The organism is Streptomyces sp. NPDC047049 (assembly GCF_040643995.1).
Lineage (GTDB): Bacteria > Actinomycetota > Actinomycetes > Streptomycetales > Streptomycetaceae > Streptomyces > Streptomyces mooreae.
This window is the reverse complement of the sequence record NZ_JBEYVM010000001.1, coordinates 753,030-777,056: the sequence shown is the minus strand read 5'-3', so window position 1 is coordinate 777,056 and position 24,027 is coordinate 753,030. Positions and strand designations below refer to the sequence as shown.

At 69.7% G+C, this 24,027-nt stretch carries 21 protein-coding genes and 1 tRNA gene; 14 read left to right on the top strand and 8 right to left on the bottom strand.

Going from position 1 to position 24,027, the window contains the following annotated elements; translation table 11 throughout:
- The first annotated feature begins 167 nt into the window (after positions 1-167).
- The 4 genes from ABZ851_RS03595 to ABZ851_RS03580 all read left to right on the top strand — a co-directional run bounded on the left by ABZ851_RS03595 (position 168) and on the right by ABZ851_RS03580 (position 5,707).
- Positions 168-2,435 carry a (Fe-S)-binding protein gene (locus tag ABZ851_RS03595; protein WP_361121506.1) on the top strand — a complete coding sequence of 756 codons (2,268 nt, stop codon included), beginning with the start codon at positions 168-170 and terminating at the stop codon, positions 2,433-2,435.
- A gap of 212 nt (positions 2,436-2,647) precedes the next feature.
- A complete protein-coding gene (locus ABZ851_RS03590; protein ID WP_361121503.1) occupies positions 2,648-3,970 on the top strand; it encodes a VCBS repeat-containing protein in 1,323 nt (440 codons plus the stop codon).
- A gap of 72 nt (positions 3,971-4,042) precedes the next feature.
- The gene (locus tag ABZ851_RS03585) at positions 4,043-4,606 is read left to right on the top strand and encodes a GNAT family N-acetyltransferase (protein ID WP_336047316.1); all 564 of its coding nucleotides are present in this window, start codon (positions 4,043-4,045) and stop codon (positions 4,604-4,606) included.
- A 156-nt stretch (positions 4,607-4,762) separates the two neighbouring features.
- Positions 4,763-5,707, top strand: coding sequence for a YIP1 family protein (locus ABZ851_RS03580; protein WP_361121821.1), 945 nt, complete (start codon positions 4,763-4,765; stop codon positions 5,705-5,707).
- Positions 5,708-5,856: 149 nt separating this feature from the next.
- On the opposite strand, the gene ABZ851_RS03575 is transcribed toward ABZ851_RS03580, so the two are convergent.
- The 4 genes from ABZ851_RS03575 to ABZ851_RS03560 form a co-directional block, all read right to left on the bottom strand.
- Positions 5,857-7,401 (bottom strand): ricin-type beta-trefoil lectin domain protein, encoded by a 1,545-nt coding sequence (locus ABZ851_RS03575; protein WP_361121499.1) that lies wholly within the window; start codon positions 7,399-7,401, stop codon positions 5,857-5,859.
- 380 nt (positions 7,402-7,781) lie between these two features.
- On the bottom strand, positions 7,782-8,279 hold the full coding sequence (locus ABZ851_RS03570; RefSeq protein WP_088798612.1) for a phosphoribosyltransferase: 498 nt from the start codon (positions 8,277-8,279) through the stop codon (positions 7,782-7,784).
- 84 nt (positions 8,280-8,363) lie between these two features.
- Positions 8,364-8,939 carry a dCTP deaminase gene (dcd, locus tag ABZ851_RS03565; RefSeq protein WP_129295524.1) on the bottom strand — a complete coding sequence of 192 codons (576 nt, stop codon included), beginning with the start codon at positions 8,937-8,939 and terminating at the stop codon, positions 8,364-8,366.
- 152 nt (positions 8,940-9,091) lie between these two features.
- Entirely contained in the window at positions 9,092-9,250 is a 159-nt protein-coding gene (locus ABZ851_RS03560) for a hypothetical protein (RefSeq protein ID WP_016573140.1), read from the bottom strand.
- 291 nt (positions 9,251-9,541) lie between these two features.
- Between ABZ851_RS03560 and ABZ851_RS03555 the strand changes: the two genes are divergently transcribed.
- Positions 9,542-9,615, top strand: a tRNA-Gly gene (locus ABZ851_RS03555).
- A gap of 600 nt (positions 9,616-10,215) precedes the next feature.
- Positions 10,216-10,452 (top strand): hypothetical protein, encoded by a 237-nt coding sequence (locus ABZ851_RS03550; protein WP_361121495.1) that lies wholly within the window; start codon positions 10,216-10,218, stop codon positions 10,450-10,452.
- 565 nt (positions 10,453-11,017) lie between these two features.
- Here ABZ851_RS03550 and ABZ851_RS03545 read toward each other — a convergent pair.
- Positions 11,018-11,659 carry a TetR/AcrR family transcriptional regulator gene (locus tag ABZ851_RS03545; protein WP_361121492.1) on the bottom strand — a complete coding sequence of 214 codons (642 nt, stop codon included), beginning with the start codon at positions 11,657-11,659 and terminating at the stop codon, positions 11,018-11,020.
- Between the two features lie 748 nt (positions 11,660-12,407).
- Between ABZ851_RS03545 and ABZ851_RS03540 the strand changes: the two genes are divergently transcribed.
- The 6 genes from ABZ851_RS03540 (at position 12,408) to secY (ending at position 19,795) form a co-directional block, all read left to right on the top strand.
- Positions 12,408-12,599: a ferredoxin gene (locus ABZ851_RS03540; RefSeq protein WP_361121489.1), complete on the top strand. Its 192-nt coding sequence runs from the start codon at positions 12,408-12,410 to the stop codon at positions 12,597-12,599.
- 1 nt (position 12,600) lies between these two features.
- Entirely contained in the window at positions 12,601-13,821 is a 1,221-nt protein-coding gene (locus tag ABZ851_RS03535) for an FAD/NAD(P)-binding oxidoreductase (protein WP_361121486.1), read from the top strand.
- Between the two features lies 1 nt (position 13,822).
- Positions 13,823-15,058: a cytochrome P450 gene (locus tag ABZ851_RS03530; RefSeq protein WP_361121483.1), complete on the top strand. Its 1,236-nt coding sequence runs from the start codon at positions 13,823-13,825 to the stop codon at positions 15,056-15,058.
- Positions 15,059-15,277: 219 nt separating this feature from the next.
- Positions 15,278-16,771 carry an MFS transporter gene (locus ABZ851_RS03525; protein ID WP_361121480.1) on the top strand — a complete coding sequence of 498 codons (1,494 nt, stop codon included), beginning with the start codon at positions 15,278-15,280 and terminating at the stop codon, positions 16,769-16,771.
- Between the two features lie 476 nt (positions 16,772-17,247).
- Positions 17,248-17,751, top strand: coding sequence for a SigE family RNA polymerase sigma factor (locus ABZ851_RS03520; RefSeq protein ID WP_361121477.1), 504 nt, complete (start codon positions 17,248-17,250; stop codon positions 17,749-17,751).
- Positions 17,752-18,487: 736 nt separating this feature from the next.
- Positions 18,488-19,795: a preprotein translocase subunit SecY gene (secY, locus tag ABZ851_RS03515; protein WP_361121474.1), complete on the top strand. Its 1,308-nt coding sequence runs from the start codon at positions 18,488-18,490 to the stop codon at positions 19,793-19,795.
- A gap of 303 nt (positions 19,796-20,098) precedes the next feature.
- On the opposite strand, the gene ABZ851_RS03510 is transcribed toward secY, so the two are convergent.
- Together ABZ851_RS03510 and ABZ851_RS03505 are read right to left on the bottom strand one after the other, a co-directional pair.
- Complete coding sequence (locus ABZ851_RS03510) at positions 20,099-21,571, bottom strand: IPT/TIG domain-containing protein (protein WP_361121818.1); 1,473 nt, start codon at positions 21,569-21,571, stop codon at positions 20,099-20,101.
- Positions 21,572-21,813: 242 nt separating this feature from the next.
- On the bottom strand, positions 21,814-22,143 hold the full coding sequence (locus ABZ851_RS03505) for a hypothetical protein (RefSeq protein WP_361121471.1): 330 nt from the start codon (positions 22,141-22,143) through the stop codon (positions 21,814-21,816).
- A 304-nt stretch (positions 22,144-22,447) separates the two neighbouring features.
- On the opposite strand from ABZ851_RS03505, the gene ABZ851_RS03500 reads away from it, so the two are divergent.
- Both ABZ851_RS03500 and ABZ851_RS03495 read left to right on the top strand, forming a co-directional pair.
- On the top strand, positions 22,448-22,639 hold the full coding sequence (locus tag ABZ851_RS03500) for a hypothetical protein (RefSeq protein ID WP_361121468.1): 192 nt from the start codon (positions 22,448-22,450) through the stop codon (positions 22,637-22,639).
- 147 nt (positions 22,640-22,786) lie between these two features.
- On the top strand, positions 22,787-23,491 hold the full coding sequence (locus tag ABZ851_RS03495; protein WP_361121465.1) for a DUF4232 domain-containing protein: 705 nt from the start codon (positions 22,787-22,789) through the stop codon (positions 23,489-23,491).
- Between the two features lie 100 nt (positions 23,492-23,591).
- Here ABZ851_RS03495 and ABZ851_RS03490 read toward each other — a convergent pair whose 3' ends face one another.
- Positions 23,592-24,002 (bottom strand): hypothetical protein, encoded by a 411-nt coding sequence (locus ABZ851_RS03490; RefSeq protein ID WP_361121462.1) that lies wholly within the window; start codon positions 24,000-24,002, stop codon positions 23,592-23,594.
- Positions 24,003-24,027: the final 25 nt, after the last annotated feature.

The window sequence follows — 24,027 nt, the reverse complement described above, 5'->3', positions numbered from 1 at the left end:
CGGGGCCCAAGACGCCGGGGATGTACCCAGGGTTGCCTTCGCGACGCAGATCACCGGCCGGGCGGCTTCATGGCACGGGGGAGAATGGGTAACCTCAGCGACAGACCAAAAAAGTTACCGCTTAGTAGTTACTCCGTTTCCGCTCTCGCAGGTACGAGGAGCCTCCCATGCAACTCGCCGCGATCATCGTGTCGCTGGTGCTCATCGCGGTCGCCGTGGCGCTGTTCGGCCGCGCCCTCCTGCAGATCTACCGCCAGCTGCGACTGGGCGCTCCGGTGCCCGCCGGCACCCGGACCGACGCCCCCGTCCAGCGGACCGTGACGGTGGCCAGGGAGTTCGTCGGCCATACGCGCATGAACCGCTGGGGCGTCGTCGGCGTCGCGCACTGGTTCGTGGCGGTGGGCTTCCTCACCCTGCTGCTGACGATCGTCAACGCCATCGGCCAGCTCTTCCAGGCCGACTGGCTGATCCCGGTCATCGGCGACTGGCTGCCGTGGGAGATGTACGTCGAGGCGATGGGCACGCTGACGACCGTCGGCATCATCGTCCTGATCGTCATCCGCCAGCTCAGCCGCCCCGGCAACGCCGGCCGCAAGTCCCGCTTCGCGGGCTCCAACACCGGCCAGGCGTACTTCGTCGAGTCGGTCATCCTCATCGTCGGCATCTGCATCGTGACGCTGCACGCCCTGGAGGGCGCCCAGCACGGCGTCGACCACTACGAGGCGGCGTACTTCCTCTCGTACCCGCTGGTCGCGGCGTTCAAGGGGATGAGCCTCGGCACCCTGCAGAACCTCACCTACTTCTTCGCCGGCCTCAAGATCGCGACGTCCTTCATCTGGATGATCACGGTCTCGCTGAAGACGGACATGGGTGTCGCCTGGCACCGCTTCCTGGCCTTCCCCAACATCTGGTTCAAGCGCGAGGCGGACGGCTCCGTCGCGCTCGGCGCGCTGCAGCCGATGACCAGCGAGGGCAAGCCGATCGACTTCGAGGACCCGGGCGAGGACGACCAGTTCGGCGTCTCCCAGGTCGAGCACTTCTCCTGGAAGGGGCTGCTCGACTTCTCCACCTGCACCGAGTGCGGCCGCTGCCAGTCGCAGTGCCCCGCCTGGAACACCGGCAAGCCGCTCTCCCCCAAGCTCCTGATCATGTCGCTGCGCGACCATGCGCACGCCAAGGCGCCGTACCTGCTCGCGGGCGGCGGCAAGGACGAGGAGGGCAACGAGAAGGCGAGTGCCGAGCAGCTGGCCGGCGTGCCCGCGGCCGCGCTGGCCGAGGCCGAGCGCCCGCTGATCGGCACCCTCGAAGAGAACGGCGTCATCGACCCCGACGTCCTGTGGTCCTGCACCACCTGCGGCGCCTGTGTCGAGCAGTGCCCGGTCGACATCGAGCACATCGACCACATCGTCGACATGCGCCGCTACCAGGTCATGATCGAGTCCTCGTTCCCGTCCGAGGCGGGCACGATGCTCAAGAACCTGGAGAAGAAGGGCAACCCCTGGGGCCTGGCCAAGAAGCAGCGGCTGGCCTGGACCAAGGAGGTCGGCTTCGAGGTCCCGATCGTCGGCCAGGACATCGAGGACCTGACCGAGGTCGAATACCTCTACTGGGTCGGCTGCGCCGGCGCCCTGGAGGACCGCGCCAAGAAGACCACCAAGGCCTTCGCGGAGCTGCTGCACATCGCCGGCGTGAAGTTCGCGATCATGGGCGGCGACGAGAAGTGCACCGGTGACTCCCCGCGCCGCCTGGGCAACGAATTCCTCTTCCAGCAGCTCGGCGCGGAGAACGTCGCCACGCTGAACGCCGCCTTCGGTGAGGATGACGAGGACGAGTCGACCAGGAAGCCCAAGGCGTCGAAGAAGATCGTCGCGACCTGCCCGCACTGCTTCAACACCATCGCGAACGAGTACCCCCAGCTGGGCGGCGAGTACGAGGTCATCCACCACACCCAGCTGCTCCAGCACCTGGTGGACGAGGGCAAGCTCACCCCCGTCACCCCGGTCGAGGGTCTGATCACCTACCACGACCCCTGCTACCTGGGCCGCCACAACAAGGTCTACACCCCGCCGCGCGAGATCATCGCCAAGGTGCCGGGCCTGCGGAACGAGGAGATGCACCGCCACAAGGAGCGCGGCTTCTGCTGTGGCGCCGGTGGTGCCCGCATGTGGATGGAAGAGCGCATCGGCAAGCGCATCAACAACGAGCGCGTCGACGAGGCCCTGTCGCTCAACCCCGACATCGTCTCGACGGCCTGCCCGTTCTGCCTGGTCATGCTCACCGACTCGGTCAACGGCAAGAAGAACGACGGCAAGGCCAAGGAATCCGTCCAGGTCGTCGACGTGGCCCAGCTGCTGCTGGACTCCGTCAAGACCCCCGTCGACCCGGCGGGCGACGAGGAGACCGAGGACGCGCCGGAGCCGGAACCGGTGAAGTGACGAAGTAACGGCGCGCACCAGCGCGTTGGCCGACGGCCGGTCCCCTGTTCGCACGGGGCCGGCCGTCGGCGGTTCGTACCGCGGGCGCGGACGGGCAGGGCAGGACGGCGGCACCGGGACCCCGGGCCGCGGACGGCAGGACGGCGGCACCCGGGCACCCCGGGCCGCGGACGACGACACGACCACAGCGGTACGGGCGGGGCGGGGACACGATGCGCAGACGGATCGCCACGGCAGCGGGCCTCGGGCTGGCCCTCCTCCTCGGCTCCTGCGGCCTGCTCTCCCCCTCCGGCGACCCGCACCGCACCGCCCCGCACCGCGCCTCGTCGCTGCCGGCCGCGCGCCCCGTCCCGGCCGGCCGGGGCAGCAAGACCGCCGCCGACTTCAACGGCGACGGCCACCCCGATCTCGTCCTCGACAGCCTGCTCGCCCCCGCCCGCGGCCGCGACGACGACCCGGGCATCGGCATCCTCTACGGCTCCGCGCACGGACTCGCCCCGGCCACCCGGGAGTTGCTCACCCCGGCCCGCAACGCCGCCCGCACCGGTCCGGCCGTGCCCGCCGCCTTCGACGCCGAGACCGTCTGCGACCTCGACCGGGACGGCTTCAGCGATCTCGTCGTCACCACCGACCCGCCCTACGACGGCGTGGGCCGCCCGCCCGTCCCCGTCCAGCTGCTCTTCGGCTCGCCCCGGGGCCTCGGCGCCGCCCGCGCCGTGCAGCTCCGCATCCCCGACCGGGCGCGGTTCGGCAACGAATGGCCCGGTCAGCCGGTCTGCGGCGACTTCGACGGCGACGGCGCGAACGACCTGGCCGTCACCGCCTCCGGGCCCCGGATCAGCTACCTGAAGGGCCCCTTCACCCGCACCGGCGCCCCCGCGGCGGCCGGCGCCCCGCTCCCCGTCCCCGGCACCGCCCTGGCCGCCGCCGGGCCCCTCGCGCCGTCCGCCGACATCGACCACGACGGCGCCGACGACCTCCTCGTACGCTCCGCCGCCCCCGGCCGCCGCGCCCGCAGCCGCCTCGCCCTCGGCGGCCCCGAGGGCCCCCTCAAGGCCGGCCCGGCCGCCTACCCGCCCGGCTACGCCACGGCCTTCGGGCGGTTCGCCGGGGCCGGGCGGGGGGTGACCTCGGTCACCGCCGACACCGGCGGGGAGCTGTCCGTCGGCGGCCGCCCCGGCCGGATCCGGGCGGACACCGGTGGGGTTCCCACCCTCGCCGCCGCCGATGTGGACCACGACGGCCACCCGGATCTTGTGATCGGCGGCACCCGCCCCGCCCTGCTGAGCGGCACCGCGGCCGGCCTCTCCGCCGCCGCCCGCCACCTGCCCGTGCCCCGTCTCCCCGGCGCCGGGCGCCCGTACTCCACGGTTCTCGCCCTCACCGACTTCGACGGCGACCACCGCGCCGACCTCGTCCTGTTCACCCGGCGCGGCCGCACCCACGACAGGGTGACGGTCCTCCCCGGCGGCCCGTCAGGCCTCACCGCCCGCCCCGCCCTCTCCTTCACCACGGCGGACTTCACGCCCTCCTGACGAACCGCCAGGAGATTGTGGCCGGTGGCTAATACACTTGCCCGGCGCCGGGACGCATCCGAGCATGACGCCATGAACACAGACACGGGCAGGCACACGGCTGACGACCCCGGCGCCTGGGCGCGCCCCGCACCGGGGGAGACACCGCCCGCCCCGCCCGTCACGGTCCGGCTCGCCCTCCCCACCGACGCCCCCGCGATCGCCGCCGTCCACCAGGCGTCACGGCAGGCCACCATGCCCTACCTGCCGCCCCAGCGCCGTACCCACGACGAGGTCACCCGCTGGATCCGGGAGATCGTGCTGCCGCAGTGTCACACCTTCGTCGCCACCCGTGGCCCCGAGCTCCTGGGCTACGCGGCCGTACAGGGAGACCTGCTCGACCAGCTCTACCTCCGCCCGGACGTCCGCCGGCGCGGCATCGGCACCCTCCTCCTCGACGCGGCGCGACGGCACCGCCCCGGCGGTCTGTATCTGCACGTCTTCCAACTCAACACCGATGCAAGGGCGTTCTACGCCCACCACGGTTTCCGGGTGGTGGGCGCCGACGACGGCAGCGCCAACATGGAGAACCTTCCGGACCTCACCCTCCGCTGGACCCCGGTCCCCAGGCCGCGGTTCCCTCGGGGAAACCCGTAGGGGACATGCGGTGCCGGGCGCCGCGGCCTCCTGGAGACCGGGGGTGACACCCCTTAGGGGATGTCACAGCTCAGATGCAAACCCGCGCCCGATCCCCCTGCCCGGCCACCCCGCCCGCGCAGACCAGGTACTTTCGACTATGTGGCTGGATTCAGGATGGGTCGCGGACGGGACACCCGCCCCGCGCAGAACGGACAGCAGGGGCACCAGGGGCAGCAGGCTCCGTACGGGCAGCAAGCGCCGTACGGGCAGCAGCCCCCGCCGCCGCACGGGCAGTGGCAGCAGGCACCGCAGCAGTACGGCGGGCCGCAGGGGCAGCCACAGCCGCACGGACGGCACGATGAGCCCGAGTACTTCGGCGACGGTGGCTACCAGCCCCCGCAGCAGGCCTACGCGCCGTACACGAACGACAACAACCCGGGCCACACCCAGCAGTTCAGCGTCGGTGACGCCCCGGACGCCTACGACCCGCCCCAGAGCGGGTACGACAACGGCGCCGACGGCGCGTACGCGGACGGCGGCACCTACCGCGCCGGCCAGAGCACCGCACCGCCGGCCGGCCCCCGGCTGCACTGGAAGCAGCTGCTCTCCGGCATCGTGCTGCGCCCCGATCCCACGTTCTGGCAGATGCGTGACCACGCGGTGTGGGCCCCGGCACTGATCGTCGCCTTCGTCTACGGCCTGCTCGCGGTCTTCGGCTTCGACAAGGCCCGCGAGGATGTGCTCAACGCCACCCTCTCCAACAGCATCCCGTGGGTGGCGATCACCGCCGTGATGTTCATCGTCGGCAGCCTGATCCTGGGCGCGGTCACCCACACCCTCGCCCGCCAGCTCGGCGGCGACGGTCCCTGGCAGCCGACCATCGGCCTGGCCATGCTGATCATGGCGATCTCGGACGCGCCCCGGCTGCTGTTCGCGATGTTCCTCGGCGGTGACAGCACCCTGGTCCAGGTCCTGGGATGGCTGACCTGGCTCGCCGGCGGCTATCTGCTGACGTCCATGGTCAGCAAGACGCACGATCTGCCGTGGCCCAAGGCCCTCGGCGCCTCGTCGATCCAGCTGGTCGCGCTGCTCGCCCTGCTGAAGCTCGGCACCCTGTAAAGCCGTACCGGCCACCGCAAGGGGCCCGCCCCGGAGCACCAGACTCCGGAGCGGGCCCTTTGCCGTACGGGCGGCGACACGGTCTAGCCGCCTCGGGCCTGCTCGGGCCCCTCAGCGTCCTTTGGTCCCCCAGACGTCCGCCGGCTCTCTCAGTCCTCCTGTATGAACCGCTGCCCCGCCGACCCGTCGCACCCCTGCAACCGCAGCGCTTCCTTCGCCGCGCCCAGCGTCAGGCAGAGCGACGGCGCGGCGGCGGGCCGGAGCGTGCCGCCACCGTCCCGTACGAACTGCTGGTTGGCCGCGCCCGAGCAGTTCCACAGCACCAGCCCGGCCCCGGCCCGGTACTGCGCGCCCGGCACATCCAGGCACCGGTCCTGCGTCAGCCCCACATGCACCGACCGCTGCTCGCCGTCGTACCACCAGTCCTGGTTGCGCTGCCCGTGGCAGTCCCAGCCGACGACCGCCGTCCCGTTACGGCTGGACCCGCCGGTCGCGTCCACACAACTCCCCGTGCCGTCGTTCCGCAGCGGCCGGTACCTCTCGTCCCAGGCCCCCGCGTACAGCTTCGGCTGCCCGGTGCTCGCGGAGTCGGCGCAGGAGGCCTCGCGCAGTGTGGTGGCGTACAGCTGGGTCAGGCACGAGGCGAAGGCGCCGTGCCCGCGGGCGTTGGGGTGGAAGGACTGCCGCACGGAGTTCGAGTCCGGCGGAATCGGGTTGGTGAGGTTCACGTACAGCCCGCGGGCCCAGGTGTCCTCCATGCACACCTCGTGCCCGTGGAAGAGCCGCGAGGCGTCGAGGTAGGTGGCCCCCGCGTTCAGCGCGGCCCGGCGCATGCCCCGCTCGAAGGCCGGCACGGCGGTGTTGCGCCCCCAGCCCGCGTCGGAGGTGTAGCCCGTGCAGCCGCCCGGCAGCTTCCCCGGGTAGTGCGGGTTGTCCTCGACGTCCGGCCCGATCGGACTCGGATACGACATCACCACGAGCCGGTAGTCGCCGTCCGCGTACCCCGCGTCCCGCATCACGGTCCGCAGATCGCCGACGGTCCGCTCGACCTTCGGCACCAGCCCGTCGACCCGCGCCTGCCACCCCGGCTGGTACTTCGGCTCGCAGGTGCCCTGCAGCGTGAACCAGCGCACCACGCAGTCCGTCATCACCGGCCCGAACTGCAGATCGTCATTGGCGCCGGCGACCAGCAGCACCATCTTCAGCCGGGTGTTACGGGCCGCGACGGCGAGCGCGTCGCTCTGCACCAGCTCATCGGCGTACTGCTTGCTGCCGCCGATCACGATGTTGCCGGTGCCCGCGCCCGAGCAGGCGGCGTTGTACGTCACATCCGCCGCGATACCGGTCCGGTGGACCGCCGCGTCCGGCGACCGGTGACACCAGTTCGCCGGCCCGTCCGTGCCCGGCTCGTACGTCCCGACACCCTCCCCCGAGATCTCACTGTCCCCCAGCGAGATCAACGAGGTCTTCCGCTCCCCGAGGGGCCGCACGGCCGGATCCCCGTAGAGCCGGGCCGCCTCCCGCGCCCGGACCTTCTCCAGCTCCGGCGCCAACGGCTTGCCGGCCGCGGACCCGGCCCCGGCCGCCGTCGGACGCGCTGCGGTGCCGGTGGCCGTGCCGGTAGCGGTGGCGGCATTCGCCCCGCCCACGCCCCCGGAGAACACCACGGCCAGCGCCGCGGCCGAAACCACCACACCGCCCCTCAGCCGCCGCCCGCACCCCGCCCGCACCCGGCCTCCCGTACGGGACCCTGCTCCCGTACGCCGGCCACGTAACGCCCACTGGCCACGTAACGTCCACTGCCCGCGTAACGCCCGCCGCCCACGTCTCGCACGCACCATGGGGCCTCCCCTCCGGTCTGCTGTTACCGCGGGTTGTACGCGGAGGCAGCCGACAGCGGAACACCCGGAACGGAATTGGCCGGAACCGGCACCGGGCAGCACACCCGGGCCACCCGGCCGCCAACTCCCTTACGCGGGACGACACTCAGCGACCGGCCGGGTCGGCAACCGGCTGGGGCGGCACCCGGCAGCCAGCCGGGTCAGCTCAGGCAGGACCGGCCCGGCCCGACGCCTCAGGCGTCGAGAACCTGCCCCTCGCGCCGCACCACCGGCGGCTCCACGCTCCACGGGAAGTTGATCCAGTCGTCCGTGCGCTTCCACACGTACTCGCACTTCACCAGCGACTGCGACTTCTCATAGATCACCGCGCTGCGGACCTCCGCCACGGTCCCCTGGCAGAAGTCGTGCACCAGCTTCAGCGTCTTGCCGGTGTCGGCGACGTCATCGGCGATCAGCACCTTCTTCTCCGAGAAGTCGATCGCGTTCGGCACCGGCGCCAGCATGACCGGCATCTCCAGCGTGGTCCCCACCCCGGTGTAGAACTCCACGTTCACGAGGTGGATGTTCTTGCAGTCCAGCGCGTACGCCAGACCGCCCGCGACGAAGACCCCGCCACGGGCGATCGACAGCACGACATCGGGCTCGTACCCGTCATCGGCGATCGTCTGCGCCAGCTCGCGGATCGCCCCGCCGAACCGCTCGTACGTCAGGTTCTCCCGCACGTCACTCACGTATCTCTCTCAGACCTTCTGTGTGCACACCCTCTGCCACGCGCCCGCCCTGTCGGGCGCGCCCCCCACACCGGAGCGGCGGTGTCATACCTGCGTCCGGTGAAAGTTCTTGAACGACCGGGACGGCGTCGGACCGCGCTGCCCCTGGTAGCGGGAGCCGTACTTCTCACTGCCGTACGGGTGCTCGGCCGGCGAGGTCAGCCGGAACATACACAGCTGCCCGATCTTCATCCCCGGCCACAGCTTGATCGGCAGCGTGGCGACATTGCTCAGCTCCAGCGTCACGTGCCCGCTGAACCCCGGGTCGATGAATCCGGCGGTCGAATGCGTCAGCAGCCCCAGCCGCCCCAGCGAGCTCTTGCCCTCGAGCCGGGAGGCCAGGTCGTCGGGCAGCGTGATGACCTCGTACGTCGAGGCCAGCACGAACTCACCCGGGTGCAGGATGAACGCCTCATCGCCCTCGGGCACGACCTCTCGCGTCAGGTCGGTCTGCTCGATGGCGGGGTCGATGTGCGGATAGCGGTGATTCTCGAACACCCGGAAATAGCGGTCGAGCCGCACGTCGATGCTGGACGGCTGCACCATCGACTCTTCATAGGGGTCGATGCGCACCCGACCAGCGTCGATCTCGGCCCGGATGTCCTTGTCTGAGAGAAGCACGCAGACGAGGATACGCGCCCGCCCGGCCGCCCTCGCACGACGAGGGCCCGGCCCCCCACCTGGGAAGCCGGGCCCTGCCCACTCCTCGTCGCGCTTGCTCTGCCGCCGCCCCGCTCACGGGGGCGGCGCAGCTCTGCCTGTCTTCTTGATCGCTACCGCTTGGCGTGCTCGACGGGCACCGAGTGCCGCAGCCGAGCACAGCGCGGGCAGCGCAACAGCCGTCCGGGACCGAGCCGGTCGGTGGTCTGCATCGGGAACGAAGCGGTGCTGAACACGTGGCCCTCGGCACAACGTACGACGGTGCGCTCCATCAAGTCCCTCTCCCAACTGCGTGGACAACAAAAGCCACATTAGGGGATGAACTGGGCGCCCTCACAAGCGGCACTCCGAGCCCCCACCGTACGCCCCAACTCCCGCACCGAGCACCCGCATCCCACCCGGAAAGCCCCCACCCCCACACCCGCCACACCACCCCCAAAACCCCCACCGAACACCCGGCACAGGCCCCCACCCACCACGTCCGGGCACGCCAAATGCACCGCGAGGCGGCAATGGGGTAGAGTGTGCGACGATGTTCCGCCCTCGATCCGAGGCGGAATTGCGCGGGTGTAGTTTAATGGTAGAACATGAGCTTCCCAAGCTCAGAGCGCGGGTTCGATTCCCGTCACCCGCTCCATAGTTGAGGCCCAGGTCAGTGACCTGGGCCTTGTTTGTTGTCTAGACCGGGCTAGGCGTCGCGCACCAGATCCGCACCAGAAGGCTCGCTGCGCTCGCTACCGGACCCCGCGGTAGGGGCAGTTCAGGAGCACACCACGCGTTGGCGCAGGAGCGCTGACGTTCCCGGCCTCCTGGAACTGCAAGCAGTCAGATCACAGATCAGAGGTGCCGCGCACAGCGCGGCGGCGCCGGGCCGTCACCGCCGCACGGCTCCCTCCTCGTCTTCGCCGCCGGGGCCGCGCGCCGTCGACGCCCGCGCCCACAAGGGGCGAAAGACCAGGCCGGGGGTGGGGCGGTCGGCTCCACCGCTTTACCCACCTCCCCGGTTCGGGTCCCGCGTCGAGCACCGCACGTCCAGGGCCTGTCCGATGGGTCGCGCAGCTTTCGGGCGCCCCTCGGCGAAGCTGGCCGTTGGGTGGTCGCCGGGATGACGCGGTAGCTGGGGCGCTCCGCGGCCCCTCCAGGTCGCGACCCCGTTCGAGGCTCTGACTATGCTGACCGCTCCGCGGTGGATGCGAACGGTTGCGCCACTCCGGTTGCTCTTGGGAGAGGTGTGGGTGTGGCCAAGCCTGTGCGTGCGGCTGTCGGGAAGGTGTGGATCAAGTGCACTTTCTGTCAGGGCGATCTGTTTCGGGACCGTGAGGTGAAGCTCAACAGCTCCGGCATGGAGTTCATGAACTTCGGCTGGGCGAACGAGTCGGCGACCGGGCTGATCTGCTGGAGCTGCGGCTATGTGCACCTGTTCGTGAACAGAGACCTCGAACTGTACAAAGTGAAGAAAGAAGACAGGGGCTGATGTAAGTCCCGCTCGCAGGTGGTCGGCGAGCGTAGGCCCTCCATAGGAGCTGTCCGGTGGGTCATGGGGAGACTCACCGGAGGCGCCCCAGCACACCAGAAGCGCACCAGAAGCGCACCAGAAGCGCACCAGCTGGGGCGGAGAACCACGGTCAACAGTGGTCCGATCCGAGGGTTCGCAGCAGTGCTGCAGCGAGCCGTTTCACCTGGTCAGCACCCATAAGCGAGGCAAACCGCCGGTGATTCCCAAGCTCAGAGCGCGGGTTCGATTCCCGTCACCCGCTCCAGACTGAAGCCCCAGGTCAGCGACCTGGGGCTTCAGCGCTGCCTGGACCTCTTCGGAGTGGGCACGCCCTCGGCCTGGCCCAACGCCCTTCTACAGGGCGGACAAAGAGGTAGCGCACGACACCTCAGAGGTCACGCGGCGAGCACCATCAGCGCGTAGAGCCGTTCTCCCGGAGTCGCAGCCGATCTCGTCCCTGGGCCGTCGCAGGTGGCCCAAGCGGTCGTGCCGGCGCGTATGAGGAAGCGGCCCGATGGAGAGAGGTGCGCGTCCGGCGCAGCGGCTACATGTCTTCGGTAGCTGTTCTGGGCGGGTGGTAGGCGGCGCCGGCGAGGACGAAGTCCACGAGTCGTGTGGCGTTGTCATCGTAGGCTGTTTCGAAGTCAGCCTGTTCGTCGATGGGCGTGACCAGAAAGCGTTGTATCAGCGTGCTGATCACGGTTTCCAGGATGAGCGGCGTGGTGGCGTCGTCGGCGACTTCGCCGCGCTGGATAGCGCGGCGAAGGACCTCGGCAACTGTCTTGCTGTGCAGGTGTCTCAGCTCGGCCACGGCCTGTCCGAACAGCTGGGGGTAGATCTTGGCCTCGACTGCTGCGCGGAGTCGCACCAAGCCGGATGGGCCGAAGAACGACTGGCGCAGAACGTGGGTGGTGGCGATGAGGTCACCGCGCAGTGAACCGGTGTCGGGGAGTTCGTCGGTGAAACGCTGCGAGGCAAGTGCGCTGACGATCAGCTTCTCTTTGCTGTCCCAGCGTCGGTACAGCGCCGCCTTACCGACGCCGGCCCGTCGTGCCACCAGGTCCAGGGTCAGCCCGGACCAGCCGACCTCTCGGTAGACATCGAGTGTGGCGGCCAGAATCCGCGGCTCGATGTCGGGATCGGCAGGGCGGCCGGGCCCTTTTCTGCTGGGAGTGTCGTGAGGCACGACGACGAGTCTGCCATGTCAGGACGGCGTTGGCGCAGGTGGCGGGCGGGGGGCTTCTCGGCGGGGACCTCGCCGGTCCCGTTCTCGCCGGTGGACGAGACCGCCCTGGCCGGACGTAGGCGCTCTCGGGATCGCCCTGGGCCTCGTCGGCGAGAGCGTGGGCGCGCAGGGGCAGGTACTCGTAGAACCAGGCGACCGTTCCGACGTCGATCGCCGCTGCCAGGGCGTCGAAGTGGGCCGCGACGATGGACTGCCGACCGCGGTGCAGCGCAATGAGCGCGGCGAGCGCGCGCAGCGCTCGGCTCAGGGCGAAGTGTTCGCCGGGATCGAGGCCGGCCTCGATTTCCGTGCGGGCGTCGTCCCAACGACCCGTGTGGAAAGCAAGGAGAGCGCAGGCGAGGTGGGGCCCGGGCAGGGAGAGCCCTCCGGTGCGCTCCGTGGTCGGGTGCACGGATGCGAGGGGGCGTGGTGCGTCCTGAATACGGGCCTGCCCGTCCCTCACTTGACAGCCTGAAGGCCAGAGCCATAGCGTCGCACCATCAATAACGGACGCTGATCGTCTGAAATTACTGGGCACGACTCACCGCCTGGCATATCCCTCAGGCGACCCGGCATGGCGCGGCGCTGGCACCACCCTCGGGGAACCGACACCTCGCACCGCAGATCCCGCCACATCAGCTGTTCGACCGATCCCTGACAACCCATCGGCGCCGCGCGGCCGCGCGGCGCCGGCCGAAGGAGGCTCTTGATGCGAGTACGAATAGAAGCGGAGCGCTGTGTTGCGTCCGGGCAGTGCGTCCTGGTCGCCCCCACCCTGTTCGACCAGGATGACGACGGCGTCGTGGTCCTGTTGAAGGAACAGCCCGACGAAGCCGAGCGGGGCGCGGCGCAGGAGTCGATTCAGCTCTGCCCGGCGGCTGCGATCATGGCCGAGGCGTGAGGTGAACACCCCCGCCGTGCCTCCGCCCGAACACCTGCAACACATCGCTGTCGTCGGCGCGGGAGCCGCAGGGCTCACCGGCGTCGAAACCCTGCGACGAGAAGGGTTCACCGGGCGGCTGACCCTCCTGGGCGATGAGCCGAGTCCGCCCTATGACCGTCCACCGTTGTCCAAACAAGTCCTCGCCGGTACATGGGACTTCCCGCAGACGCTGCTGCGCACCGCGGATCACTACGCCGGGCTGGACGTGGAACTGCGCACCGGGTGCCGCGCGACCGGACTCGACCTGAAAGGGCGCAGACTCCACCTCGACCGGGGTGGGCAACTGGCCTTCGACGGCCTGCTCATCGCGACGGGGGTCGCGCCGCGTCGGCTGCCGTTCGCAGACGGCCTGGACGGTGTCCACGTCCTGCGCGGTGAACACGATGCTGCCGCGCTCCGTGACCATCTGCGGCAGGAACCGCGCGTGGTCGTGATCGGCGCCGGCTTCCTGGGCCTTGAGGCCGCGGCCGTCGTCCGCGACCTTGGTCTGAACGTCAGCGTCGTGGACCCGCAACAGACGCCCATGGAACGCCAACTCGGCAGACAGACAGGCGCGTTGGTCGCCGAGCTGCACCGCACACGCGGTGTGCGGATGCACACCGGACGAGGCGTCACCGGCCTGGTCAGCAACGGCGGACGGGTGACGGGCGTACGAACCAGCGACGGCGACGTGCTGGACGCCGACTGCGTGCTGGTCGCCATCGGTGCCACGCCGCAGGTGGAGTGGCTGCGTTCCTCCACCGTGCCGCTGATGGACGGGGTCGCGTGCGACGCGTACTGCCAGGCGGCCCCGGGCATCTTCGCCGCCGGGGACGTGGCCTCGTGGCCCAGCACCCGCTACGGGCGGCGGATGCGCCTGGAGCACCGGATGAACGCCACCGAACAGGGCATGGCGGCGGCCCGCAACCTGCTCCACGGCAACGTGGACGCGTACGACCCGCTCCCGTACTTCTGGACGGACCAGTACGAGGCCAAGATCCAGGTGTACGGCCTGATCCCGGCCGGCGCGGAGATGACCGTCGTCGAGGGCGACCTTGCCGAAGGGGCGTTCGTGGCCCTCTTCCACGCGGCCGGCCGTCCCGTCGCGGTGCTCGGCTGGAACAGCCCCAAACACCTCCGCCGCTATCGGCAGCAACTGCTGGAAACCCCTTCGTTCGAGCGATCTGAGACAGGTGCGTGAGATGAACCCGGAAACCGCGCAAGTCACCCTTGCCACGTCCTTCCCCTGGCCGCGCCTCCCCTTCGACCCGCCGGAGATCTACGCCTGGCTCCGTGAGGAGCGCCCGGTCACCAGGGTGACCACCAGGGCCGGCGAACCGGCCTGGCTGGTCACCCGTTACGACGATGTCCGCGCCGTACTGGCCGACCCGAGGGTCAGCGCCGACATTCGCCACCCGGGATTCCCCCTGATCTTCTCCCGCCATGAGGAATCGGCGCCCGACAACACCCGCTCCTTCCTGCGGATGGACCCGCCGGAACACACCCTCTACCGCCGCCTGCTGTCGAAGAACTTCCAGGTCAAGCGAGTGGAGGCAATGCGCCCCGCGGTCCAGGCGCTGGTCGACGACGCCATCGACGCGATGCTCACCAACCCGCACCGCCCCATCGACCTGGTCCAAGCGCTGGCGCTGCCGGTGCCCTCCACCGTACTGAGCTGGATCCTGGGCGTACCGGTGGAGGACCAGGCGTTCTTCAACAAGATCGCCGAGCAGCTGGGCCACCGGGGCGACGGCTCCGACCCCACCGTCATGGACCAGGCCCGGAACGCGCACGCGGAACTCCACGCGTACGTGTCCCGGCTGGGCGCCGCGCGGGAAGCCGCCGAGGACCCTGGCGACGACATCCTCGGGCAGCTGGTCAAGGCAGCCCGGGAGGGCGTCATCCCACCCGAGCAGGTGGCCAACATCGCCCTGGTGCTGACCGTCGCGGGCCACGACACCACCGCCGGCATGACCGCCCTGGGAACCCTGACCCTGCTGCAACACCCGGACCAGCTCGCCGAACTGCAGCAGAACCCCGCACTCATCCCCAACGCCATAGAAGAACTGCTGCGCTACCTCACCATCGTCCACCTGGTGGTGACACGCGTGGCGACCGAGGACCTCGAAGTCGGTGGCGTGGTCATCCCCGCAGGAGAAGGAATCATCCCCCTCAACTTCGCCGCCAACCGCGACGACACCCACTACCCCGATGCGGACCGCTTCGACATCCACCGCCAAGCCCGCGACCACATGGCCTTCGGCTACGGAGTGCACCAGTGCATGGGCCAGCCGCTCGCCCGCATGGAACTACACGTGATCTTCGAGACACTGCTGCGCCGCATCCCCACGCTGCGACTGGCCGTGCCCGTCGAAGACGTCCCGTTCAAGTCATGGGCGAACATCAACGGCGTGTTCGAACTGCCGGTGACCTGGTGACCTGAGAGAAGCACCGTCTCGGCCGGTCGGCCGAGACGGTGCCGTCGCTGCCGACGCCGGCTGACCGGCCCGAGCACCGGTGTGCCGTCAGCCGCAGCTGTCACCTCTGTCCGAAGTGCAGGTGAGCCATCGGCCGCCCCTGATATCCCCGGCCGACCATGTCGCCCGCCACCTGTTCCCCGCTCGTCTGCCGTTCGGCGCACCGTAGGAGTCCGCCCCGTGTGCAAACACCGCTCGACCACATCAACCACCCGCGGCAGCGCCGTCATCGGCGTGCTCGCCGCGGCCGGGATCACGGTCTCGCTGATGCAGACCCTGGTCGTGCCGCTCCTCCCCGACCTCCCCCGCCTCCTGCACACCACTGCCGGCAACGCCTCCTGGACCATCACGGCGACCCTGCTCGCGGGCGCGGTGGCCACCCCGGTCATCGGCCGCCTCGGCGACCTCTACGGCAAGCGGCGTCTGCTGCTCGTCAGCATCGCCCTGCTGGTGCTCGGCTCCGTGATCTGCGCCCTGACGGACTCACTCACCGCCATGGTGGTGGGCCGAGCCCTGCAAGGCATGGGCATGAGCGTGGTCCCGCTGGGCATCAGCCTGATGCGCGACATCGTTCCGCCGGAACGGCTGGGTGGCGCTTTGGGTTTGATGAGTTCCTCCCTCGGCGTCGGCGCCGCACTCGGCCTGCCTGCCGCGGCACTCATCGCGCAGCACGCCGACTGGCATGTGCTGTTCTGGGGCGCGGCCGGGTTGGGCATGGTCATGGCGCTCCTCGTGCTGTTCCTCGTTCCCGGCACACCGGCCACCGCAGCCGGAGGTTTCGACCTGGTAGGGGCACTGGGAGTGGGCACGGGCCTGGTCTGCCTGCTGTTGCCGGTGTCCAAGGGAGCCGACTGGGGATGGAGCAGCCCTACCACGCTCGGCCTGTTCGCGGCCGCGATCGTGGTGCTCCTCGCCTGGGGCTGGTGGGAACTTCGTACGCCGGCCCCGCTGGTCGACCTGCGGACCACCGCGAAGCGGCAGGTGCTGATGACCAACCTGGCTTCGGTCGCCGTCGGCTTCGCCATGTACGCCATGTCGCTGATCGCGCCCCAACTGCTCGCCCTCCCCAAGGAGACCGGCTACGGGCTCGGCCAGTCCATGATGGCCGCCGGCCTGTGGATGGCCCCCTCCGGTCTGGTCATGATGGCGGTCTCGCCATACGCGGCCAAGCTTTCGGCGGCGCGCGGACCGAAGACGTCGCTGCTGCTGGGAGCCCTGGCCATCGCGGCGGGCTACGCCCTCGCGCTGCCGCTGATGGGTCATCTGTGGGGTGTCCTGGTCGTCTCCAGCGTCGTCAGCGCCGGCATCGGCCTGGCTTATGCGGCCGTGCCCATGCTGATCATGGGTGCGGTCCCGGTGGACGAAACGGCGGCGGCGAACGGGCTCAACAGCCTGATGCGCTCCATCGGCACCTCGGCCTCCAGCGCCGTGGTCGGTGTCGTGCTGGCCCACATGACCACCCGCATGGGGTCGGTCACCGTTCCGAGCCAGGCGGGCTTCCGCACCGGATTCGTTCTCGGAGGAGCCGGTGCCGTGCTGGCCGCCCTGGTGACCCTGTGCCTCCCCGGCCGCCCCCCTCACTCTCCACCGGCCAGCAGACGGCCATCGCTGAGATCGTGGCCGTTCGAGCGGCCCCGGCGGTGGCCGCACGTTTCTTCTCCCGGCCGGACGTAATCGACAGGGCAGTAGCACGACTGGTCCCCAACGCCACCAAGACTCTGAACGCACTTCTCACCGAAGCACGAAGCAGCTGCGAACCGAGGTGATTCGACGCGGATGCGGGCGCATCGCAGCCGCGCCCCCCCAGGCCAGCGGCCTGGGGCTGGTTCGTTGTTCCAGGCTCTCGAGGGTGGCGTGCCCTCGGTGTGCCCTCGGTGTGCCCCAACTCCCGGGGTGCCCTGCTCGGTGGGGCAGCTGCGAGGGAGTTCAGGTGCGCTGCGCAGCCGGCACGTGCCGGCCTCCGCGCCCGGTGAGCAGCGGTCGGCAAGAGACAGAGACGCGAACGTGCTGGAGCAGTCCCTCCCCGACGCGCCATGGGCACGACCGGGAGGGCGGGAGTGAGCCACGTCACTTGCCGGGGGTGCATAGCGGGGCTGGGGCCAGTGTCTTTATTCAGGGTGTAGGGGCCGTTGAGGTAAGGGGGGACGCTGATGGGGCAGTTGCGGGCCGATGAGTTCGACCGGTTCGTGGCGGCTCGGTGGTCGGCGTTGCTTCACCTGGCGCGGCTGTTCACCGGTGGAGACCGGCACCGGGCCGAGGACCTGCTGCAGGAAGCGCTCGTCAAACTGTGGTTTGCCTGGCCGAAGGTGGCCAAGGAGGCGCCCGAGGCCTATGTGCGCAGGGTCTTGGCCCGTGCTGCGGCTCGCTCGGCACGGCGCCGCTGGTGGGGCGAGCATCCTGTGGACCAGTTGCCCGACCCGCCCGAGGTGGCAGACGAGACCGCCGCCGTGGACGAGCAGAACCGGTTGGAGGCCGTGTTGGCGTTACTGCCGGCGCGGCAGCGGGCCGCGGTGGTGCTGCGCTACTACCAGGACCTGCCCGAGCGGGATGTCGCGGAGGTGCTGCGCTGTCCCGTGGGCACCGCCCGTTCGCTGACGACCCGCGGCGTTGCACGGTTGCGTCAGCTTCTGGCTGAGGCAGAGCCGGTGGAGTGAAGAGGGAGCCATGGATCACTTCGAGCAGGAGCTGGCGCGGATGATGCGCGACAGCCAGGAGGACACACTCTATGAGGACCGGCACCGGGACCGACTGCACGCCGGCGTGCGCGCACGCCGGCGTGCGCGAGCGGCCTGGACGGCCACGGGATCAGTGCTGACCGTTGCCGGGCTGGGAGTCGGACTGATGGTCCTGCCGAGCTCTTTCGCTCAGGACGGCCCCACCCACCCTCAGCGCCGCCCCTGCACCCCCGCCGAGTCAGTCCCCATGCCGTCGGTGCCCCGCCCCGTGCCCGGTGTCACGAAGGTGCCGATGCCGACCTGCACGTCAACCACCCGGCTGGTTCCGATGCCGGCCTGCCCCTCAACCACCCGGCTGGTCCCGATGCCGACCTGCGCCTCAACCACCGGCCCGGTGCCGATGCCGCACCGTCCCTCAACCGCCGGTCCCGTTCCGACGCCGACACGAACCCCGACCGCCAGGTAGCGCCTTGGCCGCGTTCAAGCGGCCTCCACAGGTGTGTACAGAAGCCCAGCGTTCGTACACCTGGGCCAGAGATGGACGGCGACGTCCTTTTTGCGCGCGCGCCGCGCCCCGGGCAACCGAATGGGCCACAGGGGCCTGCCTCGGAACCCCCCGTGCGGGCCGGCTCCGCACAGTCAGCCGCTACGTATTCGTCGATCCTCAAGACCGTCGCCTCCCGGCCCCACAGTGGCGGGAGGCGCAGGAGGCACCGTGCTCACCGCGTTCGCCAGGGTGTTCAAGACGCCCGACCTGCGCAAGAAACTGCTGTTCACCTTGGGCATCATCGTGCTCTACCGGATCGGCGCACACGTCCCGGCCCCAGGGGTGAACTACGCGAACGTCGAGTTCTGCATGGAGCGGCCCCATGCCAACAGCGGGTTGCTCGGCCTGGTGAACATGTTCAGTGGTGGTGCGCTGCTGCAGGTCACCGTCTTCGCGCTGGGGATCATGCCGTACATCACGGCGAGCATCATCCTCCAGCTGCTGACCGTGGTGATCCCCCGGCTGGAGGCCCTCAAGAAGGAGGGGCAGACCGGGCAGGCGAAGATCACCCAGTACACCCGCTATCTGACCGTGGCGCTCGCCGCCCTGGAGGGCACCGGCCTGGTGACCGCTACCCGCGCCGGTTCGCTCTTCCGGGGCTGCCCGCGCCAGATCGTGCCCGACAGCTCGGCCTTCACCACCCTCACGATGGTCGTCACGATGACCGCCGGCACCTGCCTGCTCATGTGGCTCGGTGAGTTGGTCACCGACCGCGGTATCGGCAACGGCATGTCGATCCTGATGTTCCTCTCGATCGCCGCCCGCTTCCCGGGCGCGCTGTGGCAGATCAAGCTTGAGGGCGAGCTCGCCGGCGGCTGGATCGAGTTCTTCGCGGTGATCGCGGTCGGCCTGGCGATGGTCGCCCTGGTGGTCTTCGTCGAGCAGGCCCAGCGGCGCATCCCGGTGCAGTACGCGAAGCGCATGATCGGCCGCCGGTCCTACGGCGGTACGTCCACCTACATCCCGCTCAAGGTGAACCAGGCCGGGGTGATTCCCGTCATCTTCGCGTCCTCGCTGCTCTCCACCCCGGTGCTCATCGCACAGTTCAGCGGGTCGAAGGCGGCATGGGCGACCTGGCTCGCCACCAACTTCAGCAAGGGAGACCGTCCCGTTTACCTCGCCGCGTACTGCCTGCTGATCGTGTTCTTCGCCTTCTTCTACGTGGCCATCAGCTTCAACCCCGAGGAAGCCGCCGACAACATGAAGAAGCACGGTGGCTTCATACCGGGCATCAGGGCGGGCCGCCCGACGGCCGAGTACCTCAGCTACGTGCTCAACCGGATCACGTGGCCGGGCTCGCTGTACCTGGGGCTGATCGCGCTGGTACCCACAATGGAGTTGTTGCTCTTCCACGCGAACCAGAACTTCCCGTTCGGCGGGACGAGCATCCTCATCATCGTGAGTGTGGGCCTGGAGACCGTGAAGCAGATCGAGAGCCAGCTTCAGCAGCGCAACTACGAGGGATTCCTCCGCTGATGCGCGTCGTCCCCGCCGGCCCCGGGGCCGGCAAAGTACCCAGGTCGCGCACCGCATCGTCCCACCGCGCCAGTGCCGTGCCGGATGGACCGGTGAACAGCGGTTACTGAGTATCCCGGATCGCGAGACGCATTCTCCGTGGCCTGCACCGCATGCCTGCCTCGGGTGTGCGAATTCGCTTTCCCGAATGAGGAGTTGCCTACCAGGCCGAACGTGCCGGCCACGACACGACCGGCCTGGGGGCGCTGCTCGTGTCCGCCCGGGGCTGCTCGAAGGGGCACCCGTGGACGGGGCGGGCGGACGCTAGCGGCCGGTGTAGGTGAACTCGTCGTCCGGGCTGGTGGGAGAGGTGGCCTTGCCGACCGTCACGGTGATGTCCACCGTCTGGTGGACGTCGAAGAGATCAGGCGCGGTGGCGATGACCTGGCGGGTGGAGACGAACTCGACCGAGCCGGATGCCTTGTCCTTGAAGTGCACGGTGGCGCCCCGGGCGAAGCCCTCGCCGTTGATGGTGACCGGGGTGCCGACCTTTCCGCTGGTCGGGCTGACCGAACTGACCACCACGGGTGCGGGTCCGCCGTAGGCGAACTGGCTCATGGGGATGGCCGGGGAGGTGCCGAGGGTGTTGGTGACGCGGACGTGGACGACGCCCGTTCCGTTGGGGACCTTGGCGGTGATCTTGAGGCCGGAGGGGTCGATGTCGATGTCCTCCTCGGTGCAGGCGAAGCGGCCGAAGTCGACCATGCTGTCCTGACTGAAATACTTGCCATTGATGGTCACCGTGTCGCCTGCCGCGCCGAAAGTGGGGCTCAGGTCGGTCACCACCGGCGGGGAAGGCACGTCAGGCGCCCCCACCAGGTCCAGGTAGGTGGAGTTGGCGTGCTGGTAGGCGACCTGGCCGAGGAAGTCCTGGGTGGTCTTGTTGACCAGCTTCTCGTCAAGGCTCGTGTATCCGGTGTTCATCAGGCAGAGCGTGCCGGGCTGGACGTAGACGTTGCCGTTGGTGCGCCTGGCGATCTTCCCGATGAGCAGCTTCACTTCGTCGGTCGCCTGCGGCCCCGGGCTCGGGTACCAGTCGGTGGTGGTGTCGAGATCGGCCCACGCGTGCGGTACCAGGTCGTAGGCGTTGTTCTGGCGCTCGTCGATGACCCACGGCACGGAGTCGAAGTAGTCGACGAAGCTCTGCACGCCGGCGGTGGGAGCGGCATAGGTCATCACCGCGAACTTCGGCTGATTCGTCCAGGTCTGTGCCTGCAGGTACGGCGCGAGCATGCTGGCGATGCAACCGCCCAGGCTGTGGCCGGTCAGATAGACGGTCGGCTGCGGCGAGGAGGGCGCCGCCTTGAGCGCGACGGCGAGCGCCTGAGCGAGCGTGGTGTTCGGGGAGGGAGAGGCGATCGAGCGGGCGGTGACCACTCGTGTGAACGCGTCCTTTGCGCCCTTGGAAACGTAGATGGGCTTCGGCGATCCGCTTTCGGGGAACTGGACGACCGTGCCGACTTCGAGGTCTTCGAGGATGTCGGTCCAATCGGCGTCCGTTCCGCGAGCGATCACGGCGAATTCGTTCGAGCCGTTGGTGCTCCGTACGAGGTAGGCCATGTTGGCGTTGGCCTCGCTCAGGGCGAGCCACACCAGCTCCCACTCGTCCTGCGTTGCCAGGGTGGGATCGTGCAGTTGCGCGTTGATGCCGGTGATGATGCGGTGGGTCTGCTGCTCCAGGGTTTCCCCGGACGGACGCGGGGTGTTCCCAGTGGCTGCAAGGGCCGCGAGGGTCATGGTCACCTGGGCGATTGTGGGGTCGGGCGCCATCGTCGTTCCTGCTCCTCGGAAGTTTTGCCGGTGCGGAGGGGGACGGCCTTCGGCGGCATCCGGGCAGATCCGTGCCGAACCGACCGTCAGAGTGGGCATCCCGCGCCGGATGCGCACCGCTCCCCCTCATTCGACTGGAGGGAGAGCGGTCGCGACCTTCAGGCGGTTACGCTGCTCGGCCCTCCCGCCTGCCCGGCGCGTGCTCGCCGTCAGGCCAGGCAACGAGCGAAAGCCTGCACCCTGCCGAAGTGGTTCGCCTCGTTCGCGAAGCGAATCGTCCACCGTCTGTCGCCCGCCGCGCGGTTGCCCGTCACATCGATGCTGGCGGAGGACACGAGCCAGCCACCGCTGACGGCAACGGTGCCCCTGGGGCAGGTGACAGTGACGGTCTCGGTCTGGTTGGCTCCGATGGGACGGACCGGGCTCTCTGCGGTGAAGACGCGGTGGTGCGGGGTTTCGTCATCGGCCAGTGCGGGGGACGCCAGGCAGACGGCCAGCGCGGGTACAGCGGCCAGGGCGAGGAGCTTGGTGCGGGACATGCTGTGACCTCTCTGAGTGGTTCGTGCGTTCTCTGCGAATCGAACGCACCAGCCCAGGCTAGGAATGGGGCGGACGGAACCGCCATCCAATGCACTCCATTGGGGTGACGGAACGCGCCCCCTTGATTACTGAACGTGGTGACCTCGCAAGGGCGGGGCGGTCTTCAACTGACCGACGCACGCTGCCTGTTGAGCGGAGCTCAGCGACCGTCTCGCCCCTGGGTCCTTTGCGTGCGGTACGCGGGCGGCGTGCACAACCCGAGCGTCTTGGTGTAGCGGTCGGCCCGACGCCTATGCTGAGCTCATGACCTCCAGCGAGTACCCCCGAGGTTCCAGCGCAGCCCAGGTCGTATGGCTGGATGAGCTCGCCATCGAGATCAATGAACTCGTCGCACGCGACGGCCTTCCGCTGCCCTGGGACTTCGGCTGCGACTACAGCCCCGAAAGCCTTCCCACCCTGGAAGCCGCCGCGCTCGCCTGTCAGGACCTGCCGTGATCGTCGACCCCGTGCACGTTCACGCGTGGTGTGTTAGCGGGACGTGAGTGAGGCGTTCACGGAACGTCAGTGGTGCCGGGAAGAGTGGTGTGCACACCGCGGGAACGGCCAAAGCGACTCCCGCACGAGATGCAGGGGGAACCCGATATGCGTACGTCCCGGATTCGTAGCGCCGCCCTGGCCGCCGTCACCGCCGCGCTGGCGCTGGGCCTGACCGCCTGCGGCGGCGCCGAGGGCGGCGCGAAGGCGGCGGGTGGCGACAACGCCGCCGGCAGCGCGCAGAGCCAGTCCGCGTCCGGCGGGGGCGGCACGGGCGGCGCGGGCGGCGCGGAGCAGGCCAACGGCGGTGGTGGTGACGCCAAGGGGGGCGCGCGTTCGACGACCGCCTCGGGCGGGACGGGCGAGGTCGCGGGCAAGGGCACCACGGCCGGCGCCGGGCAGTGCCGCGGCGACGAGATGCTGCTCACCGCGGTGCACCGGTTCGCCGGACAGCAGGGCGACCACCTGCTGGTCACCGCGTCGAACAAGGGCACCAAGCCCTGCTGGGTCACCTCCTACCCGGCCGTGAAGCTCGGCGAAGCCGAGGGCACCGCACTGCCGCACTCCAAGAAGGACAACCCCGGCGGCGGCAAGCACCTCACGCTCCAGCCCGGCGGCAAGGCCTACACCGCGGTGAACCTCTTCGACTACGGCTCGAAGCACCAGACGGCACAGTCGTTCGCCCTCGCCCTGCGCGGCGCGGACGGCCACACCGGCCCCTCCTACTCCGTCGCCCTCACCGGCGCCAAGCAGTTCAGCTGGAACGAGGCCGACGTGCTGAACTGGAGCACCACGAAGCCGTACAACTTCTGAGACAAGGTCTCGCGTCAGGCCGTGGTGCGGACCGCGGCGTAGACCCGGGCCCCCTTGCCGCCGTCGGCGGATCTGCGTGTTCGTCCATGGAGCGCGGACGCTACGCAGGCCCCGCCGTCACCGTGATCGTGGCCGGCCGGTTGTCCACGGGATGCTCCCGCTGGAGGCGGGGGGCGTCCGGTGGCAGGTTCTCGTAGGTGACGCTGATCTCGCGAGGGTGACCGGCCACCTGGTCGGCGTACGAGCTCAGGGACGTCCTGGGGGGTGCGCCCTTCAGGTCATAGGTGCGCCAGAAGTCCCGGACCGAGGAGTCCCCCGAGCCGTGCACCTTGTAGGTCAGCCTCGCCGTGCCGTGGGTGACACGCGCCGTGAGCGGCACGTAGAAGCGCGACTCGGAAGGGTGCTGGTCGGGTTGCAGGCCGGCGATCCGCTGCGCCGCTTCCTCCGGCCGCGGGGGCTGCCGCGCGCCCAGGGTCAGGACGCCCCAGAAGCCCACGGCGACGGCGGCCATGGTGCAGCACACGAGCAGCGGGGGG